This window comes from Saccharopolyspora kobensis (assembly GCF_900108315.1).
Taxonomy (GTDB): Bacteria; Actinomycetota; Actinomycetes; order Mycobacteriales; family Pseudonocardiaceae; genus Saccharopolyspora; species Saccharopolyspora kobensis.
The window spans coordinates 485,673-504,257 of the sequence record NZ_FNVB01000002.1; the positions used below are offsets into that span (position 1 = coordinate 485,673).

17 protein-coding genes are annotated in these 18,585 nt (G+C 72.3%); 6 read left to right on the forward strand and 11 right to left on the reverse strand.

All coding sequences use genetic code 11. From position 1 onward, the window contains the following. Positions 1–36: 36 nt before the first annotated feature. The 3 genes from C4T78_RS02130 (at position 37) to C4T78_RS02140 (ending at position 3,497) form a co-directional block, all read left to right on the forward strand. Positions 37–1,128: an acyl-CoA dehydrogenase family protein gene (locus C4T78_RS02130; RefSeq protein WP_093347827.1), complete on the forward strand. Its 1,092-nt coding sequence runs from the start codon at positions 37–39 to the stop codon at positions 1,126–1,128. Further along, positions 1,125–2,075 carry an acyl-CoA dehydrogenase family protein gene (locus tag C4T78_RS02135; protein WP_093347824.1) on the forward strand — a complete coding sequence of 317 codons (951 nt, stop codon included), beginning with the start codon at positions 1,125–1,127 and terminating at the stop codon, positions 2,073–2,075. Before C4T78_RS02130 ends, C4T78_RS02135 begins: the two co-directional genes overlap by 4 nt. A 120-nt stretch (positions 2,076–2,195) precedes the next feature. Further along, on the forward strand, positions 2,196–3,497 hold the full coding sequence (locus C4T78_RS02140) for an MFS transporter (RefSeq protein ID WP_093347822.1): 1,302 nt from the start codon (positions 2,196–2,198) through the stop codon (positions 3,495–3,497). A gap of 57 nt (positions 3,498–3,554) precedes the next feature. Here the strand turns inward: C4T78_RS02140 and C4T78_RS02145 are convergent, their stop codons facing one another. From C4T78_RS02145 to C4T78_RS02155, 3 genes are read right to left on the reverse strand one after another with little or no spacing between them, the layout of a single operon-like run. Continuing rightward, complete coding sequence (locus C4T78_RS02145) at positions 3,555–5,222, reverse strand: class I adenylate-forming enzyme family protein (protein WP_093347819.1); 1,668 nt, start codon at positions 5,220–5,222, stop codon at positions 3,555–3,557. Between the two features lie 43 nt (positions 5,223–5,265). Continuing rightward, the gene (locus C4T78_RS02150; RefSeq protein WP_093347816.1) at positions 5,266–6,150 is read right to left on the reverse strand and encodes a crotonase/enoyl-CoA hydratase family protein; all 885 of its coding nucleotides are present in this window, start codon (positions 6,148–6,150) and stop codon (positions 5,266–5,268) included. Further along, positions 6,147–6,938, reverse strand: coding sequence for an enoyl-CoA hydratase/isomerase family protein (locus C4T78_RS02155; RefSeq protein ID WP_235863087.1), 792 nt, complete (start codon positions 6,936–6,938; stop codon positions 6,147–6,149). The genes C4T78_RS02150 and C4T78_RS02155 overlap by 4 nt, the downstream gene beginning before the upstream one ends. A gap of 80 nt (positions 6,939–7,018) precedes the next feature. Between C4T78_RS02155 and C4T78_RS02160 the strand changes: the two genes are divergently transcribed. Further along, positions 7,019–7,711, forward strand: a complete 693-nt coding sequence (locus tag C4T78_RS02160) for a histidine phosphatase family protein (RefSeq protein WP_093347810.1) — start codon at positions 7,019–7,021, stop codon at positions 7,709–7,711. A gap of 44 nt (positions 7,712–7,755) precedes the next feature. Here the strand turns inward: C4T78_RS02160 and C4T78_RS02165 are convergent, their stop codons facing one another. Genes C4T78_RS02165 through C4T78_RS02180 form a run of 4 tightly spaced genes read right to left on the reverse strand, consistent with a single transcriptional unit; the run spans position 7,756 to position 11,712 of the window. Next, positions 7,756–8,712 (reverse strand): LLM class F420-dependent oxidoreductase, encoded by a 957-nt coding sequence (locus C4T78_RS02165; protein ID WP_093347807.1) that lies wholly within the window; start codon positions 8,710–8,712, stop codon positions 7,756–7,758. Between the two features lie 14 nt (positions 8,713–8,726). Beyond that, positions 8,727–10,262 (reverse strand): acyl-CoA synthetase, encoded by a 1,536-nt coding sequence (locus C4T78_RS02170; protein ID WP_093347804.1) that lies wholly within the window; start codon positions 10,260–10,262, stop codon positions 8,727–8,729. A gap of 33 nt (positions 10,263–10,295) precedes the next feature. Beyond that, positions 10,296–10,943 carry a PaaI family thioesterase gene (locus C4T78_RS02175; RefSeq protein WP_093347801.1) on the reverse strand — a complete coding sequence of 216 codons (648 nt, stop codon included), beginning with the start codon at positions 10,941–10,943 and terminating at the stop codon, positions 10,296–10,298. A gap of 4 nt (positions 10,944–10,947) precedes the next feature. After that, positions 10,948–11,712 carry a crotonase/enoyl-CoA hydratase family protein gene (locus C4T78_RS02180; protein WP_093347798.1) on the reverse strand — a complete coding sequence of 255 codons (765 nt, stop codon included), beginning with the start codon at positions 11,710–11,712 and terminating at the stop codon, positions 10,948–10,950. Positions 11,713–11,875: 163 nt separating this feature from the next. Here C4T78_RS02180 and C4T78_RS02185 point away from each other — a divergent pair, with 163 nt between their 5' ends. Together C4T78_RS02185 and C4T78_RS02190 are read left to right on the forward strand one after the other, a co-directional pair. Beyond that, a complete protein-coding gene (locus tag C4T78_RS02185; RefSeq protein WP_093347795.1) occupies positions 11,876–12,298 on the forward strand; it encodes a VOC family protein in 423 nt (140 codons plus the stop codon). 29 nt (positions 12,299–12,327) lie between these two features. Further along, entirely contained in the window at positions 12,328–13,263 is a 936-nt protein-coding gene (locus C4T78_RS02190; protein WP_093347793.1) for a LysR family transcriptional regulator, read from the forward strand. Here the strand turns inward: C4T78_RS02190 and C4T78_RS02195 are convergent. From C4T78_RS02195 to C4T78_RS02210, 4 genes are all read right to left on the reverse strand, one after another. Further along, positions 13,181–14,047: a LysR family transcriptional regulator gene (locus tag C4T78_RS02195; protein WP_093347790.1), complete on the reverse strand. Its 867-nt coding sequence runs from the start codon at positions 14,045–14,047 to the stop codon at positions 13,181–13,183. The genes C4T78_RS02190 and C4T78_RS02195 overlap by 83 nt on opposite strands. A gap of 275 nt (positions 14,048–14,322) precedes the next feature. Beyond that, positions 14,323–15,510 (reverse strand): M14 family zinc carboxypeptidase, encoded by a 1,188-nt coding sequence (locus C4T78_RS02200; protein WP_235863086.1) that lies wholly within the window; start codon positions 15,508–15,510, stop codon positions 14,323–14,325. Positions 15,511–15,831: 321 nt separating this feature from the next. Next, complete coding sequence (locus C4T78_RS02205; RefSeq protein WP_093347788.1) at positions 15,832–16,977, reverse strand: acyl-CoA dehydrogenase family protein; 1,146 nt, start codon at positions 16,975–16,977, stop codon at positions 15,832–15,834. A 194-nt stretch (positions 16,978–17,171) separates the two neighbouring features. Continuing rightward, positions 17,172–18,305, reverse strand: a complete 1,134-nt coding sequence (locus C4T78_RS02210) for a thiolase family protein (protein ID WP_093347785.1) — start codon at positions 18,303–18,305, stop codon at positions 17,172–17,174. Positions 18,306–18,585 lie beyond the last annotated feature (280 nt).

Sequence of the window (18,585 nt, forward strand, 5' to 3'; positions counted from 1 at the left end):
CCCGTCCGGCCCGGGACGTGCGGAGAGGAGCGCGTTGTGGATTCTTCGTTGGGCGAGCTTCGTCGTGAGGTGCGCGGATTGTGCCGGGAGTGGCAGGAGGCCGGGCGGTACCGGCCGCGGCCGGACGCCTGGCTGCGATCCTTCGACCTGGCCTTCAGCCGCGAGCTCGCCGGGCGCGGGTGGCTGGGGATGACCTGGCCGAAGGCGCTCGGCGGTGGCGAGCGGTCCAACCGGGCCCGGCTGGTGCTCACCGAAGAGCTCCTGCGCGCGGGCGCGCCGGTGGCCGCGCACTGGATCGGCGACCGGCAGATCGGGCCGTCCATCCTGCGCCACGGCACCGAGCGGCTGCAGCGGGAGATCCTGCCGGGCATCGCCAGCGGGGAGTTCGTGTTCTGCCTGGGCATGAGCGAGCCGGACGCGGGCTCGGACCTCGCGGCGGTGCGCACCTCGGCGACTCGCGTTCCCGGCGGCTGGCGGATCGACGGGCGCAAGATCTGGACCAGCCACGCGCACCGCGCCACGCACGCCTACCTGCTGGCGCGCAGCGAGCGGTCCGAGGTCAAGCACGCCGGGCTGACCGAGTTCGTGCTGGACATGACCGCTTCCGGCGTGTCGGTGTCGCCGATCGTGGACATGGCCGGTTCGCACCACTTCAACGAGGTGGTGTTCGAGGACGTCTTCATCCCGGAGCACCGGGTGATCGGCGCGGTCGGCAACGGCTGGGCGCAGGTCACCGAGCAGCTCTCCTACGAGCGCGGCGGCCCCGAGCGGGTGCTGTCGACCTACCCGGTGCTGGCCGGACTGCTGGACCTCGCCGACGACGGCCTGGCATCGGAGGTCGGTGAGCTGGTCGCGCGGTTGGCCACGCTTCGCGCGTTGTGCGTGCAGGTCGCGGACTCGCTGGACGCCGGTGAAGCGCCGGTGCGGGCCGCGGCCACCTTGAAGTACCTCGGCACCGCCTTCGAGCGGGACGTGCTCGAATGCGCGCGCCGGGCAACCGGTTCCGGCGTGATCGCACCGGAGAGCCCGCTGGGCGAGGCGATCCTGGCCGCACCCGGGTTCAGCATCCGGGGCGGTTCCTCGGAAGTGCTGCTGTCCATCCTCGCCAAGCAGGAGGTCCGACGTTGAGCACGGAGAACTCGCTGATCACGGAGGTCGCCGCGGACGTGCTGTCCGGTGTCGATCCGCAGGCGCCGGCGGGCGCGCTGCACCCGCTGTGGCCGACGCTGGTGGAGCTGGGCTGGCCGCAGGTCGGGGTGGACGAGGCGCGCGGCGGCGTCGGCGGCACCCTGCGGGATCTGACCGAGCTGGTGGCCGCGACAGCGGCGAGCGGGGTGAGCGTCCCGCTGGCGGAGGCCTCGGTCGCGCGCTGGATCCTCGGCGCGGAGCTGGAATCCGCTCCGCTGGTCGTCGCCGCGACGAGCCCGGATGCCGTGCCATGGGCCCGCTTCGCCAGCCACGTCCTGGTGTGCCCGGAACGCGGATCCGCTCATCTCGTCGAACGCGGCGAGGTCGAGCCCGGCGAGAACCTGGCGGGTGAGCCCCGTGACGCGCTGCTGCTCACCGGAACGACGACTCCTCTGCCGGACGCTCCTCCGCACGAGGACGTGCTCGCCCGCTCAGCGCTGCTCAACGCCGCCGCGCTGCTCGGTGCGGCGCGCGGCGCCAACGAGCGCACCCGCGAGCACGTCGCACAACGCGAGCAGTTCGGGCGTCCGCTCATCGCGCTCAAGGCAGTGGCCAACGCGCTCGCGGAGATGCGCGTTCACCTGGAAGCCACCGAGACCGCAGTGGCCCGCGCAGTGCGCGTGCACGAGCAGGAGCCGGAGCGCGCGCTGGTCGCGACGGCGGCCGCGAAGATCACCGCAGCGCGGGCCGCGACCAGCATCGCGAGATCGGCGCACCAGCTGCACGGGGCGATGGGCGTGACGCGGGAGCACCCGCTGCACCACGTCACGCGCAAGCTGTGGGCGTGGCGCGACGAGTGCGGCACCGAGCGGAACTGGTCGGTCCGGCTGGGGCGGATCGCGCTCGGCGCGGACGAGCCGGAGCTCTGGGAGCGCACCACCGCCTGATGGCGAGTCGGCAGCGTTCGCCGAATAGTTCCGCTCCGTTCGTTGACCTCCATCATAGTGGAAGTCCTAGCGTCGGGGCATGATCGAAGGACAGCACGCCGCGCCCCACCGCAGGTCCGCATGAGCGGCACCGACACCGCGACGGCCACCGGCGCGCCGCGCGACCAACGCCTTGTCCCGCGCCGGATGCCTCGCGTTCTCCTGCCCTTCCGCCGCAGCTCCTACCGCAGGCTCTCCACCGCACTGTGCTTCAGCCTGTTCACCACCGGGTTGTGGACGGTCGGGCAGGTCTGGGAGGTCGTGCGGCTCGGCGGCGGCGCCAGTCAGCTCTCGTTCGTCGCCGCGGCGGCCTCGCTGGGCGCGCTACTGCCGATGCTGCTCGGCGGCGCGATCGCCGACCGGGTGGCGCAGAAGACGATCCTGCTTGTCGTGCAGAGCGCGCACACCGTCCTGCTCACCACCGCCGCCGTGCTGTCGCTGACCGACCGGATGCAGATCTGGCACCTCGTGGTGATCGCCTTCCTCGGCGGCACCGCGGTCGCCTTCTACTTCCCCGCCTACTCCGCCTGGCTGCCCGCGCTGCTGGCCGAGGAGGAGCTCATGGCGGCCAACGGTTTCGAGGGCATGGTCCGGCCGACCATCCAGCAGGCCGCCGGCCCGGCGCTGGGCAGCCTCGTCATCTCCGCCTTCGCACCCGGAGCGGCGATGGCGGTGGCCGCGGGAACCGCGTTCGCGGCCTGGTGCGTGTTCTGGACCGTTCCCCGCACTCCCCTGCGCGGCGCGACGCGCCAGGCCCGCAGCGTCCTCGGCGACGTCGCGGAGGGCTTCCGCTACATGCTGGCCACCCGGTGGCTGGTCGCTTCGCTGCTGTTCGCCTCGCTCATGGTGATGGTGACGATGGGCCCGCTGCAGGTGGTGCTGCCGTTCCTCATCAAGGACCGCCTCGGCGGCGGTGCCGAGCAGCACGCGCTCGTGCTGGCGATGTGGGGCATCGGTGGCGCCGCGGGATCGCTGCTGATGGGCTCGCTGCGGATGCCCCGCCGCTACCTCACCACCATGATCGGGTTGTGGGGCGTGGCGAGCCTGCCGCTGCTGGTGGTCGCCGTGGCCACCGACATCTGGACGGTCGCCGCCGCCGCGTTCGCCGTCGGGGCGATGTTCTCCAGCCCGATGGTGCTGTGGGGCACGCTGCTGCAGCGGCGGGTGCCGCCACATCTGCTCGGCCGCATCACCAGCCTCGACTTCTTCGTGTCGCTGGCCTTCCTGCCGCTGTCGATGGCGGTGGCCGGGCCGGTCTCCGAGGCGATCGGCACCCGGGCGACGTTCATCGTGGCCGGGCTCGTACCGCTGGTGGCCGCGGTGGTCGCGATCACGCTGGGCCGGTTGCCGGCGGACGAGAAGGCGCACCCGCTGTCCCGCTAGCGGCCAGGTCGGAGAACTCCCGGTGAGCGCCGGGAGTTCTCCGACCGACGCGGAGCGTCAGATCCCCCGCGCACCGAGGTGATCGCGCAGCTGCCGTTTGAGCACCTTGCCGGTCTGGGTGCGCGGCAGCGGTTCTGGCCGGATCACCACGTGCGCCGGGACCTTGAACGCCGCCAGCCGGGCCGCGACGTGCTGCTGCAGCTCGGCGGCGTCGACCTCGCTGCGCAGGTTCACCACGGCCGCCACCTCCTCGCCCAGCTTCGGGTGCGGCAGGCCGATGACGGCGCAGTCGACCACCGCCGGGTGCTCGAAGAGCGCCGCCTCGACCTCCGCGCAGTAGACGTTCTCGCCGCCGCGGATCACCACGTCCTTGAGCCGGTCGACCACGTGCACCCAGCCGTCCACGACGTAGCCGAGGTCGCCGGTGCGGAACCACCCGTCCACGAACGATTCCGCGGTGGCCTGCGGGTTGTTCCAGTAGCCGCGCACGATGTTGGGCCCGCGGAACCACAGCTCGCCGATCTCGCCGTCGGGCAGGTCGTCGCCGGTCGCCGGGTCCACGACGCGCAGGTCGGCGCCGGGCACGCACCGGCCGACGCTGTCGGCGCGGGCGAGGTAGTCGTCGCCCGCGTTGGCCACCACTCCCGAGGTCGTCTCGGTCAGCCCGTATCCGCTGGCCGGTGTGACACCGGTGCCCAGACCGCCGATCCGGTGCACGAGATCGGGCGGGATGGGTGCGCCGCCCATGTTCACGCCCTCCAGCCGCCGCACCGCCTCGCCCTGCTCGACGAGGTCGCGCATCACCGTCGGCACCCCGGCCGCGCTGGTCAGGCCCTCCTCGACGATCAGCCGCCCGGCCTCCTCCCGGTCCCAGCGGTACAGGGTCGCCAGCTTCACCCCGGCCAGCGTGGTGAAGCACAGCGTGGTGAGCCCGGCGATGTGGAACAGCGGGAACGTCAGCAGGACACCGGGCTGCGGCGCGGCCGGATCGCCCAGCGGCGGGAACACCCCGCCGTTGTCCACCGCGGCCTGCACCCGCCGGTTGATCACCGTGTTGAGCAGGTTCGTGCAGTGGTTGCGGTGCGTGCCGACCGCGCCCTTGGGCCGACCCGTGGTGCCGGAGGTGTACATGATCGTCGCGTCGTCGTCGGGCTCGATGGCCACGTCCGGCAGCTCGGCGTCGGCGGGCAGCGACGCCATCAGCTCGGACCAGGAGCGAGCACCGGGCACCGATGCGCCGCCCCGGACCGCCACGACCGGGATCTCGCGGCCGATCAAGGCGGCCCGCTCGGCGTCGGCGAACACCAGCGCCGCCCCGGAATCGGTCAGCCCGTAGCGCAGCTCGGCGTCGGTCCACCAGGCGTTGAGCGGCACCGCGATCAGCCCGGCCGCCTGGATCGCCCAGAAGACCACCGACCACTCCGGGAAGTTGCGCATCGCGATGGCCACCCGGTCGCCGCTGGTCAGCCCGTACTCCTCCCGCAGGCAGCGCGCGAGCCCGGCCACCAGCCGGAAGTGCTCGGCGTAGCTGCACCGGAAGTCCTGGTAGACCAGGAAGTCCCGCGCGCCGTAGCCGCTGCTGAACAGCACCACGTCGCGCAGCGTCGCCGGGCCTCCGGTGTAGACCCGCATCGGGATGCCGCCGACCTCCCGGGTGCCGATCTCGAATTCACCGCCCGGACCGATGAGCTCGGCGAGCAACCGCTGCCGCTGATCTTCCGCCATCAACCCCTCCTAAGCTGCGAGTTGCCGGTCCACTATGGACAGTTCACGCGGTGGGCCGGGGCGGCCACGGCGGGATGTAGTCCGGGTAGTCGGTGCTGACCCGCATCGGGAACTTCGCCTGCCGCTTGGCCAGGAACGCCTCGACGCCTTCGGCCGCGTCCGGCGAAGCACCCAGCCCGTTGATCGCCTTGGAGTCCAGGCGGTGCGCCTCCCACGGCGAATCCGCGCTGAGCATGCCCCAGAGCAGCTGGCGGGACACCGCCACCGAGATACCCGAGGTGTTGTCGGCGATCTCGCGGGCGATCCCGCGCGCGGCGGGCAGCAGGTCGTCGTCCGGGACCACGTGGGAGACCAGGCGCCCGGACAGCGCTTCCCGCGCGTCGAAGATCCTGCCGGTGGCCACCCACTCCATCGCCTGGGAGATGCCGACCACGCGGGGCAGGAACCACGTCGATGCCGCTTCGGGGACGATGCCGCGGCGGGCGAAGACCAGGCCGAACCGCGCCGATTCCGCGGCCAGCCGGATGTCGGCGGGCAGCATCATCGTCACGCCCACGCCGACCGCGGGCCCGTTGAACGCCGCGATCACCGGCTTGCGCGACTCGGCGATGCGCAGCGCCACCGTGCCTCCGCCGTCGCGCGGCACGCCGTCGATCTCGCCCGCCGCCCAGCGGGCCTTCGCCCGCTCGCCGCCGGCACCGGCGTTGAAGGTGTCCGCGCCCGCGCTCAGGTCCGCCCCGGCGCAGAACCCGCGACCGGCGCCGGTGACGATCACCGCGCGGACCTCGTCATCGGCGTCGGCGGCGTCGAAGGCGGCGATCAGCTCGTCGCGCATCACGTGCGTGAACGCGTTGAGCGCGTCCGGCCGGTTCAGCGTGATCGTGGCGATGCCATCGGCGGTCTCCCAGGTGATCTGCTCGTAGCTCATCGCACCATCCACTCCCCGGTGAACTCCGGCTCGGTCTTGTCGACGAACGCCTTGCGCGCAGCCGGTGCGTCGGTGGCGAAGTTGATGGCCTGCGCTCGGGCCTCGTTCTCCAGCGCCTCCCGCAAGCCCTGATGGCCGCCCACGTGCAGCATCTGCTTGTTCTGCGCGAGCGCGATCGGCGGTCCCTGCGCGAGGCGCCGGGCGAGGTCGGCGACGAAGCCGTCGATCTCGTCGTCCTCCTTCACCCAGGTCACCGCGCCCAGCTCGCGCGCCTCCGCGGCGCCGATGATCTCGCCGAGCAGCGCCAGCCGCTTGGCCTGCTGCAGGCCGACGATCCGCGGCAGCAGCCAGGAACCGCCGAAGTCCAGCGACAGCCCGCGCTTGGCGAAGATCTGGGAGAACCGCGCGTCGGGCGTGCACACCACGAGATCGCACCCCAGCGCCAGGTTCCACCCGGCGCCGACGGCCACGCCGCGCACCTTCGCCACCGAGGGCTTCGGCAGCTCGTGCAGCGCCAGTGCGATGTCGTTGATGCCGTGCATCCGGCTCAGCGGGTGCTGCGCGCCACGGTCACCGCTGAGGTCCGCACCCGCGCAGAAGTCACCACCTTCTCCGGTGATCACCACGGCGCGCACGCTGTCGTCCGCGGCCGCTGCGGCGACGGCTTCGCGCAGCCCGTTCCAGGCCGCGGTGTCCAGGGCGTTCTTGCGCCTCGGCCGGTTGATCGCGACCGTCAGCACCGGGCCTTCCCGGCCCACCAGCACCTCGTCACCGTCCACTGTGCTCACCACCTCCGTACTGGGCTTGAAAAGCGCCTGGCGCGCTGGGAAGGTCCAGTCGGACCAGTTGCCGAGGGAAGCGAGCCAGCATGTCCGAAGTCGAGTACCGGCAGTCCCGGTTCTCCGTCCCCGCCGGGGCCGCCGACGTCCTGCTCGTCCGGCACGGCGAATCGGCCCCCGCCCGCCCGGACCGGCCGTTCCCGCTGGTCGGTGGGCAGGGCGATCCGGAGCTGGCCCCGCAGGGCCGGGAGCACGCCGAGCGCGTCGCGCAGCGGCTGGCCGGGGCCGGCCTGGACGCGATCTACGTGACCACGCTGCGCCGGACGGTCCAGACCGCGGCGCCGCTGGCCGCCCGGCTCGGCCTGACCCCGCAGGTCGAACCGGACCTGCGGGAGGTGCACCTCGGCGAGTGGGAGGGCGGCCTGTTCCGCCAGAAGGTCGCCGCGAACGATCCGGTGGTCCACCGGATGCACGCCGAGCAGCGCTGGGACGTCATCCCCGGCGCGGAGTCCGCCGAGGCGCTGAGCACCCGGGTCCGCGGCGCGATCGAGCGCCTGGCCCTCGCGCACCCGGACCAGCGGATCGCGGTGTTCACCCACGGCGGCGTCATCGGCCAGGCCATGGCGCTGGCCACCGGATCCCGCCCGCTGGCCTTCCTCGGCGCCGACAACGGCTCCATCTCGCGGATCGTGGTCACCGCCGACCGCTGGATCGTCCGCGGCTTCAACGACGTCGCGCACCTGGGTGCCGACTACGCCGCCGAGGCCGCCGCGCTGAGCTGAACCGGCCGCACACTTGGCTGGAATCGGAGCTCTCCTTCCCGGTGCTACTTCAAGCCCAGCGCGCGGACCGCGTCCGCCGGGTCGCCCGGCGTCACGAGCGCGATGGCCGGGGTGGTGACGCCGTTGTCGACGTACTGCTGGATGCGCTCCCGGCAGTGCTCGGCCGGGCCGTGCACCACCAGCTCGTCGACCACGCTGTCCGGGATCGCCGCCAGCGCGGCCTTGCGGTCACCGGCGTCCCACGCCCGCCACATCGGGCCGAGCTCCTCGCGGCCCAGCCACTCGTGGAAGGCCCGGTACACCGGCACGTTCAGGTAGGCCGCGATCTGCCGCCGCGCGATGCCGCGAGCGGTGTCGGCGTCGACGTCGGGCATGGTGAAGATCCGCGCCACGACCTCCTTGCCCGCACCGCCTTGGTGCACGTGCGGGACCACCGTGCGGACGTCCTCGGGCGAGAGCCAGTTGAGGATCGCACCGTCACCTTCCCGGCCGGCCAGCCGCAGCATCCCGGGCCGCAGGGCGGCGACCAGCAGCGGCGGTGCCGGATCGGGGACCACGCCCGCGGTGAAGCCCCGGACCTGGAAGGTCTCGTAGGTCTCGGTGACCTTCTCCCCGCTCAGCGCCTTGCGCAGGAACCGCAGCGTGTCGCGCACCCGCTTGTAGGGCTCCTCGAACGGGATGCCGTTCCAGCGCTCCACGATCACGTTGGAGGAGGTGCCGATGCCCAGCGCGAACCGGCCGGGCGCCGCCGCGGCCAGCGACGCCGCGCTCATCGCCAGGGTCGCCGGGCCGCGGGTGTAGACCGGCACGATCGCGGTGCCCAGCCGCAGCCGCGGAGCCCACGCGGCGGCCAGCGCCAGCGGCGTGAACGCGTCGGTGCCGTTGGCCTCCGACGACCACACGTCGGTGTAGCCCAGATCCGGCAGTTCGGCGATCAGCTCGCGCTGCCCGGCCAGCGGCAGCTCCTGGAACGGCACCGTGATGCCCCAACGTCGTTGCACTGCAATCCTCTCCGTTACGACGACGCGTAGCGCGCCTTGAGCTTTCCCTTGACGAGCTTTCCGGTGGGAGTGCGCGGCAGCTCGTCGGCGAAGTCCACGCTGCGCGGCACCTTGTAGTGCGCGACGCGCTGCCTGGCGTAGTCGAGGATCTCCCGCTCCAGCTCCGGGCCCGGTCGCGCGCCGGGCGCCGGTTGCACGACGGCCTTGACCGATTCGCCCATCTCCTCGTCGGGCACCCCGAACACCGCGACGTCGAGGATGGCCGGGTGCAGCACCAGCACGTCCTCGACCTCCTGCGGGTAGATGTTCACCCCGCCTGAGATGATCATGAAGGCCTTGCGGTCGGTGAGGAACAGGAAGCCGTCGTCGTCCAGGTAACCCAGATCGCCCACGGTGGCCCAGTTCGGGTGCTCCGGGTGCTTGGCCGACCTGGTCTTGTCCGCGTCCCCCAGGTACTCGAAGGGGATCTCGTCGCGTCCGAAGTAGACGGTGCCGATCTCGCCGCTGGGCAGTTCGCCGCCCGCCTCGTCGCAGACGTGCACCTCGCCGAGGATCGCGCGGCCGACCGAGCCCGGTCTCTCCAGCCACTGCGCGGAATCGATCAGCGTCATGCCGATGCCCTCGGTGGAGGCGTAGTACTCCTGCAGGATCGGCCCCCACCACTCGATCATCGCCCGCTTGACCTCCACCGGGCAGGGCGCGGCGGCGTGCACCGCCATCCGGTGGCCGCTCAGGTCGTAGCGCTGCCGGACTTCCTCGTCCAGCTTGAGCATCCGGACGAACATCGTCGGAACCCACTGGCTGTGCGTGACGCCGTGGCGCTCGATCGCCCGCAGCGCGCCTTCCGCGTCGAACCGCTCCATCATCACCACGGTGCCGCCGATCGCCTGCACCGCGGCGCAGTACCGCAGCGGTGCCGCGTGGTAGACCGGCGCCGGAGAGAGGTAGACGGTGTCCTGGTCGAAACCGTAGAAGCCGCGCAGCAGGTCGACCAGCACGTTCCCGGGTTCGTGCACCTGGCGATCGGGCAGGTTCGGCTTGATCCCCTTGGGCCGCCCGGTGGTTCCCGAGGAGTACAGCAGGTCCGCGCCGCAGGGCTGCGCGGTGGGCACCTCCGCCGACGCCGAGGCCAGCGCCCGCTCGTAGTCGTCGAAGCCCGGCACGTCACCGCCGAAGGCCAGCCGGAGCCCGGCGGCCGGGACCTCGCCGGCGACGGCCTCGGCGAGTTCGCCCAGCCCGGCCGACACCAGCAGCGCGCTGGCCCCGGAATCGTTGACGATGTAGGCGACTTCAGCGGGTTGCAGGTGGCTGTTGACCGCGCACAGGTACATGCCCGAGCGCAGTGCGGCCCAGTAGATCTCGAACGCCTGCGGCGAGTTGTCGCTGAGCAGCGCGATCACGTCGCCCTTGCCCAGCCCGGCGGAGCGCAGCAGGTTGGCCAGCCGCAGCGACCGCTCGTCGAGCTCTCGATAGGTCAGGCTCCGACCGGACCCGGCCATGATCAGCGCCGGGCGGTCGGGATGGGTAGCAGCGTGGATTCCTGGGTACATGCGGCTCCTCCTTGAACCATCGGCACCCGCTGATCACCTCGCCAGGCGCGCCAACTCCCCGAACAGCCGCTGGGCCTGCTCGGCGCTGGGCACCACGAAGACGCCCTCGGCCTCCACCAGGACGGTTTCCGGGTCCTCCTCGGTGCTGATCGTGGCGACCGATTCGGTCCACCGCCCGTCGACCCGCACCACCTGGCCGACGACGCGCAGCGGCGTCTCCAGCGGCACCGGCCGCCGGTAGCGCAGGTCGAGCTTGACCGTCATGCCGTGCTTGCCGCGGGTGGAGTGCGCGTGGCCGAGGATCTGGTCCAGCAGCAGGGCGCTGATCCCGCCGTGCCCGTAGCTGGGCGGGCCCTCGTAGGTCAGGCCGAGCGTGCACCGGCCGATCGCGGTGCCGTCGACGATCTCCACCTCCATCGGCGGAGCGATCGGATTGCCCGGGCCGGACGCCGGGTTGTACATCCGGCGCGCCCGCTGCCCGCCGTCGACGGCGGCCGGTTCGCCGCGCTCGCGGCGGGCCGCGTCCAGCGGCGGGACCAGCGCGCGGACCTGCTCGGCGATCTCGGTCAGGGTCGCGGCGTCGACCTCCGTGGCCACCGCGGCACCGGTCAGTTCGCGCAGCGCGGCACCGAGCTCCCGCGCGGCCCGGCGGCGCTGCGCCAGGTCGTCCTCGACTGCCACCGGATCACTCACCCCGCCAGACCGGCTTGCGCTTCTCGGCGAAGGCCAGCGCGCCTTCCTGGGCGTCGGCGGAGGTGAACACCGGCGCGGAGATGGCGGCCTGCTCGGCGAAGGCCTCCGCGTCGGTCCAGCGCACCGCGCCGGAGACGATCTGCTTGGTGGCGCGGACGGCCAGCGGGCCGTTCACCGCCACGCGCGCGGCCAGCTCCCGCGCCCCGGCCAGCGCCTCGCCCGGTTCGGTGAGCCGGTTGACCAGCCCGTGCGCGTGGGCGACCTCGGCGGTCAGCGGATCGCCGGTGAGCGCGACCTCCATCGCCAGCTGGTACGGCAACGTCCTGGGCAGCCGGAGCAGGCCGCCCGCGGCGGCGACCAGGCCGCGCTTGACCTCGGGCAGGCCGAACTTCGCCTCCCGGGAGGCCACGATCAGGTCGCAGCTGAGCGCCAGCTCGCAGCCGCCGGCCAGCGCCCAGCCCTCGACCGCGGCGAGCAGCGGCTTCGACGGAGGGCTCTCGGTGAGCCCGCCGAAGCCGCGTCCAGGGATGGAGGGCCGTTCGCCGCGGGTGAAGGCCTTGAGGTCCATGCCCGCGCAGAAGGTGCCGCCCGCGCCCGTGAGGATGCCGATGACCACGTCGGAGCGCGCTTCCAGCTCGTCGACGGCGGCGGCCAGCCCCTCGGCGACGGAGCGGTCCACCGCGTTGCGGGCCTCGGGCCGGTTGATCGTGATGACGGCGACGCCGTCGGCGATCTCGGTCAGGACGCTGTCACCCACGCTGCATCTCCTCCGGGCTCGGGCCAGGGCGGGCCCCAGTATCGCCCGCCACGCCGCCCAGGTCCAGACCGACCGGCCGGTATGATTCAGACCGAACCGCGCACGCACTGATAGCCCCGATCAATGAGCGGAGTCCCGCCCGATCGGGCCTACGCTCGCACGCATGATCCAGAACTCGCCGACCGCGCTGCTGCCGATCCTGCACTACGACGACACGCGGGCCGCCGTGCGCTTCCTCGTCGACGTCCTCGGCTTCCGGGAGGCGCTGGTGGCCACCGACGACGAAGGCGACGTCGTGCACGCCGAGCTGGCGTGGCCCGGTGGCGGGGCGCTGGTGCTGGGCGGCACCAAGCACGTCGACAGCGTGCACGGCGGGATGCGCGCGGGCAGCAACGCGATCTACCTCGGCAGCGATGAGGTGGACGCCGTCCACCAGCGCGTGCTCGCCGCCGGCGGTGAGGTGCTGGAAGCGCCGCACCACGCCCGGTTCGGCTCCGGGGCGAGCTCCTACACGCTGACGGTGCGCGATCCCGAGGGCAACCTCTGGACGTTCGGCACCTACCGCAGCGCAGCGGGTGGCTCGTGAGCAGCGGTGGGCGTTCGTACTCTGCCGGGGTGGACCTGCGGCTGGTGGAGTACTTCGTGGCGGTGATCGACCACGGCAGCGTCACCAGGGCCGCCCAGGCCCTCTACATCGCGCAGCCGTCCCTGTCGCAGGCGATCCGCAGCCTGGAGCGGCAGCTCGGGGTGCAGCTGTTCCACCGCACCGGCCGCCAGCTGGTGCTCACACCCGACGGCGAGGCGTTCGCGACTCCAGCGCGCCGGATCCTCCGCGACGTCGAGCGCGCCCGGAAGGCCGCCCACGACGTCCGCGCGCTGGAGAGCGGGCAGCTCGACATCGCCGCGCTCGCGACGCTCGCCGCGCACCCGCTGCCCGAGCTCGCGGGCGAGTTCCACCGGCGGCACCCCGGCGTGCTGCTCAACGTCTCCGACCCCGGTGTCTCGGCGCGCGTCGTCGACGAGGTGCGGCGCGGCAACGCCGAGCTCGGCCTGACGAAACTGCCGCCCCAGCACAGTTCCTCGCTGCTCACCCGCGAGCTCGGCACGCAGGAGATCGTGCTGGTCCTGCCGCCCGCGATGGCCGAGCAGCTGCCCGACCCGGTGCCGCTGGAGGCGGTCGCGGGCATCCCGCTGGTGCTGGAGCTCACCGACACCCGCACCCTGGTCGACGACGTGCTCGACACCTCGGCGCTGACCGTCGCGGTGGAATCGGCCAACCGGCAGGCGATCTGGGACCTGGTCGCGCACGGCGCGGGCGCCACGTTCCTGCCCCGGGCCCTGGCCGAACGCGAACTGCACGGCGCGGTCCTGCGCTCCATCACGCCGGAACTGCGCCGCAGCGTCGGTTTCGTGCACCGGCCGGGGCCGCTGTCACCCGCCGCGGAGGCGTTCCTGTCCGTCGCCGGGGTCAGCCCCGCGCCATCCGCAGCAGCGCCCGCCCCGCCGGAGAAAGCGCCGCCGGGTCGTAGAGCACCCCGTAGGCGAGGTTGATCGGCGGATCGACCGCCCGCACGATCGCGCCGCGCGCGGCGGCCTGCTCGGCCATCGACCGGGTCAGCACGGTGCCGCCGAGACCGGCCAGCACGAACGGCAGCATCGCCTCGCGGTGCTGCACGACCGCCGACGGCCGGGTGCGCTTGCGGGCCGCGCTCAGCGCCCGCTCGATGGCGGTGCGGCCGGTGCTCTTGGGCACGATGACCAGCGGCAGGTCCGGGAGTTCGGCCAGCGGCAGCGGATCCTTCGCGGGCACGTCGGTGCCCGGCGGGAACACCAGCCAGAACTCGTGCTCCCCCAGCTCCTCCACCCGCAGGTCGGCGGCGGAGACCGGCAGGTTGGTGAAGACGATCTCGCAGTGCCCCTCGCGGATCAGCGCGGCACCGGCCTCCTCGTCGCGCAGCTCGGCCAGCCGCAGCGAGACGTTCGGGTAGCGCTGCCGGAACCGGCCGACCAGCTGCGCCACCGGGTGCACCGCCAGCGCGGCGGCGACGTGGATGTCCAGCCGCCCGCGCGGCAGGCCGGCGGCGTCGACCAACGTGCCCTCGGCCGCGACTACGTCGCGCAGGATCTGCCGGGCCGGGCCGACGAACGCCTGCCCGGCCGAGGTCAGCACCATGCCGCGCCCGATCCGGTGGAACAGCTCGACGCCGAGCTCGCGCTCCAGCCCGCGAATGGCCTGCGACACCGTGGGCTGCGCCAGCCGCAGCGCGCTCGCCGCGGCGTTGATGCCGTTGTGATCGACGACGGCCAGGAAGTACTCGACCTGGTGCAGCTCCACCCCGGCAGCCTAACCAAGTGCGTGTCGGTGGCCGGTTCGCGAGGGTGGTCGCTTGGCGGAACCTGAGTGCTTCCCCGGACTGCGGGTGCCCCTTCTGATGTATGGCCCGATACACGCCGGAGGGGCCGTCCTCGCCGGGAAGCAGTCAGAACCCGCGGGTGGTCGCCGAGCGTGCGTGCTCAAAGCGGCTGACACCGCTTGCACATGCGCGGACGGACAGTTCTCTGCCGGGTCGTGAGCGCGAGGTCTTCGCGCTCACGACCTTCCGCACGGGATCAGTCCGTCGCGGTGGTGTCCCAGCCGTAGTCCGGCAGCGCGAAGAACTCGTCACCGTTCACGCGGTCCACCTCGCCGGAGGCCATCGCCGCGATCAGCGATTCGACTCCGGTCCGCACCGACTGGATGAGCATGCCCTTCTGCTTCTGCCCGAGGTCGTCCTGCTGGCCACGGACTTCGAACAGCACGGTCGCCGACCCGTTGAGGGCGAACGCCGACCGGCCCTGGCCCGCGTACTCGCGCTCCTGCGGGTGCAGGTAGCGGCCCACACCGGCCAACGGCGACTGCGAGCCGTAAGCGGCCTGGATGCCGCGCGCCACCGACAGCGCGTAGCGACGGGACTTGTCCTGGTCGAGCAGCGGGTACTGCTCCTTGTACGCCGCACCGTCGTTGACGCCGAGCGGCGGGTAGTCCAGCGCCACCGAGATGAGCTTGCCGTCCTGCGGTCCGCCCGTGGTGCGCCCGCACGGCCCCATGTGGTGCAGGTCGACCACCGCGTCGACCGCGCCGAACTCCTCGCGCAGCGCCAGGTAGGTGTCCCGGATGGTCCGCGATTCCGGGGACAGGAAGAACCCGGCGTCGGTCTGCGCACCGGGCAGGTCGCCGGGCTGCGGCACGTAGTCAAGGTCCGGGTTGAAGTCCCGGTTCAGGTCGAAGCCCGGCAGGTCGATCCCGTCGCCGCTCGGGCTGTGGTACCAGGCCGTCGGCGCCCCGGCGAGCTGCGGGTAGTCGGCCACCACCTGGTCCCACGGGACGACGTTCATGCGCCGGTTCAGCTCGCCGCCGTCGGGGTTGACCATCGGCAGCGCCACCAGGGTGATCGACGACAGCAGCCGCTCGGTCGCCGCGTCCCGGCTGGTGCCGAGGTCCTTGAGGATGCCGAGCAGCGCCTCGGTGCCGGTCCGCTCGTTGCCGTGGATCGCGCTCTGCACCATCAGCACCCGGTCGCCGGTGCCGACGCGCGCGGCCCACAGCTCCCGGCCCTGCTTGCTGGTGCCGACCTGCTCCACGCGGACCCGGCCGGCGGAGGTGCTCTCGATGTCCCGCAGCGCCTTGCCGAGCTCCGCGTGATCGGTCCACCCGCTCCACTGCGGATCGTCGAAGGTCTTGCACTGCCCGGGCCCCTCCGGCGGTGCCGCCTGCACCGGTGCGGCGATTCCGGCCATCGCGGCCGAACCGGCGGCCACCAGGGCGAATGACGTTCTCCAACGCGGAATTCGACTCACAGTTGCACGTCTCCGTTCGCGGATTGCACGCTGCTGCGGCGCCCGGGTTCGCGGCGCACCGATCCCACCGCGCTTCCGAGCGCATCGCACTGCCGAGAATGCCCAGGACGCGGATCGTCCTGGTGCGGGCCACTTCCCGGAACCGCCTGATCGGCCGGGATCACAGCTGAGGACTCTAAGTTCGCGTCATTGCTGAGTCAATCTCCCGGAACGAACGGATTTCCGGCCCCGCCGCTCGCGCGCGGGAGCGCCCCGCACCGGGCGGAGCGCTCCACAAGCGCGTCAGAGACCGAGGTCCTTGGCGATGATCGTCTTCATCACCTCGGTGGTGCCGCCGAAGATGCGGGTGACGCGCGCGTCGGCGTACATGCGGGCGATCGGGTACTCCATGATGTAGCCGTAGCCGCCGTGCAGCTGCAGGCACCGGTCGACCACTGTGGACTGGAGTTCGGTGCAGTACACCTTGACCTTCGCCGCGTCGGCCGCGGACAGCTCCCCGGCGTCGTGCTCGTCGAGCGCGCGGTCCAGCAGCGCCCGCCCCGCCTCGATCTGCACCGCGCACCCGGCCAGCTCGAACTTGCTGTTCTGGAAGCTGCCCACCGGTTTGCCGAAGACCTCGCGCTCGCGCACGTAGTCCAGCGTCATGCGCAGCGCCGCTTCCGCCGCGGCCTGGCCCGACACCGCGATGCCCAGCCGCTCCTGGGGCAGGTTCGCGCCCAGGTACTGGAAGGCGCGGCCCTCCTCGCCGAGGAGGTTCGCCGCCGGGACCCGCACCTCGTCGAAGAACAGCTCCGCGGTGTCCTGCGCCTTGAGGCCGAGCTTCTCCAGGTTGCGGCCCCGGCTGAACCCGGGCATCCCGCGCTCCACGACCAGCAGCGACAGCCCGTCGCGCCGGTTCTCACCGCGCCCGGTGCGGGCCACCACGATCACCAGGTCGGCGTTGTGCCCGCCGGTGATGAACGTCTTGGCACCGGTGAGCACGTAGTGGTCGCCGTCGCGGGTGGCGGTGGTGGCCATGCCCGCCAGGTCCGACCCGGTGCCGGGCTCGGTCATGGCGATGGCGCTCATCAGCTCACCGCTGGCCAGGCCCGGCAGCCAGCGCCGCTTCTGCTCCGCGTCGCACAGCGAGATGAAGTAGGGCACCACCACGTCGGTGTGCACCTTCGCCCCGCCCAGCGAAACACCTGCGCGGGCGGTCTCCTCGGTGATGACAGCGTTGAACTTGAAGCTGCTCGTCCCGCCGCCGCCGTACTCCTCGGGCACCTGCAGGCCGAGCATCCCGACCGCGCCGGCCTTGCGGAACAGCTCCCGCGGCACCAGCCCGGCCTTCTCCCAGTCGGCGAAGTGCGGCACGACCTCCTTGGCCAGGAACTCCCGGACCACCTCCCGGAAAGCCTGGTGCTCGGCCCCGTAAGCACTGCTGCGCATCCGTTCCTCCTCGCAACCCTTAAGTCCGCACCCGACGTGCGATTTCAATTGAAATCAGCCGTCTGATTTCCATTGAAATCGCGTGGATCCCGACGCGCCGTCGGCATGTCGGGCGCCCGACGCGCCGACGGGCGCGCAACTTCCATTGAAATTGGATGTGCGATTTCCATTGAAATTGCGGCGGTACCCGGCACTCAGAGGAGTTCGAGGATGGTGGCGTTGGCCATGCCGCCGCCCTCGCACATCGTCTGGAGGCCGTAGCGGATGCCGTTGGCCCGCATGTGGTGCACCAGGCGGGTCATCAGGACCGCGCCGGAACCGCCCAGCGGGTGCCCGACGGCGATCGCACCGCCGAGCGGGTTGAGGCGGGCCGGGTCCGCGCCGGTCTCGGCCAACCAGGCCAGCGGCACCGGCGCGAACGCCTCGTTGACCTCGAACGCGCCGATGTCGCCGATGCCGAGCCCGGCCTTGCGCAGCGCCTTGTGCGTGGCGGGCCACGGCGCGGACAGCATCATCACCGGGTCGTCACCGGCCAGCACCGCCGTGTGCACCCGCGCGATCGGCCGCAGGCCCCGTTCGCGGGCGATGTCGCTGGTGGTGATGAGCAGCGCGCCGCTGCCGTCGGAGATCTGCGAGGCGTTGCCCGCGGTGATCACGCCGTCCTCGCTGAACGCCGTCTTGAGCTTGCCCAGCGCCTCCAGGCTGCCGCCGCGCCGCACGCCTTCGTCGGCGCTCAGCTCCGGCAGTTCCACCAGCTGCCCGTCGAACGCGCCGGAGTCGATGGCCGCGGCGGCCTTGGCGTGCGAGGACAGCGAGTACTCGTCGAGCTGCTGCCGGGAGAAGCCCCACTTCGCGGCCACCATCTCCGCGCCGATGCCCTGGTTGAAGCCCCGCACGCCGTAGCGGTCCAGCACCGAGTCCGGCAGCACCTTGTCCACGCCCTGACGGGCGAAGCCCATCGGCACCCGGCTCATCGACTCCACGCCGCCTGCCACGGCGATGTCGTAGTAGCCCGCGATGACCCCGGCGGCGGCCGCGTGCACGGCCTGCTGGCTGGAACCGCACTGCCGGTCCACCGAGGTGGCGGGCACCGATTCCGGCCAGCCCGCGGCCAGCACCGAGGTCCGCGCGATGTTGCCCGCCTGCTCCCCCGCCTGGCTCACGCAGCCCCACACCACGTCGTCGACATCGGCCGGTTCGACCCCGGCGCGCTCGACGAGCGCGTTGAGCACCCGCGCGGACAAGTCCGCCGGGTGGATCCCGGCCAGTGCACCGTTGCGCTTGCCGACCGGGGTGCGCACGGCCTCGACGATGACTGCGTCCCTCATCTGCATCTCCTGTCCGGAACCGGCGGTCCAGGATTCGAATGAACCACCGCTCCCGCTCCCGGGCAAAGATCAGACCCAGAACGCTCGAATAGGCCGCGCCTATGCGCGCCTACGGAAGCGGTGGCAGCGTCGAGCAGACCGTCGAGGATCGCGAGGTCGTAGCGGTCCGGTCGCTTCCCCGGCTGCGGGAGCTCCGCGGCAGGCAGGTGCCAGACGTGCCTGCCCGGGCTCACCGCCGCCCAGGCGCGGTACCACTGCCCGCGGGGCTCCGACAGCCGCG

Excerpts from the sequence above, each read along its gene's own strand:
- C4T78_RS02140 (WP_093347822.1), top strand. The coding sequence starts at position 2,196 with ATGAGCGGCACCGACACCGCGACGGCCACCGGCGCGCCGCGCGACCAA.
- C4T78_RS02145 (WP_093347819.1), bottom strand. The coding sequence starts at position 5,222 with ATGGCGGAAGATCAGCGGCAGCGGTTGCTCGCCGAGCTCATCGGTCCG.
- C4T78_RS02150 (WP_093347816.1), bottom strand. The coding sequence starts at position 6,150 with ATGAGCTACGAGCAGATCACCTGGGAGACCGCCGATGGCATCGCCACG.
- C4T78_RS02160 (WP_093347810.1), top strand. The coding sequence starts at position 7,019 with ATGTCCGAAGTCGAGTACCGGCAGTCCCGGTTCTCCGTCCCCGCCGGG.
- C4T78_RS02170 (WP_093347804.1), bottom strand. The coding sequence starts at position 10,262 with ATGTACCCAGGAATCCACGCTGCTACCCATCCCGACCGCCCGGCGCTG.
- C4T78_RS02185 (WP_093347795.1), top strand. The coding sequence starts at position 11,876 with ATGATCCAGAACTCGCCGACCGCGCTGCTGCCGATCCTGCACTACGAC.
- C4T78_RS02205 (WP_093347788.1), bottom strand. The coding sequence starts at position 16,977 with ATGCGCAGCAGTGCTTACGGGGCCGAGCACCAGGCTTTCCGGGAGGTG.
- C4T78_RS02210 (WP_093347785.1), bottom strand. The coding sequence starts at position 18,305 with ATGAGGGACGCAGTCATCGTCGAGGCCGTGCGCACCCCGGTCGGCAAG.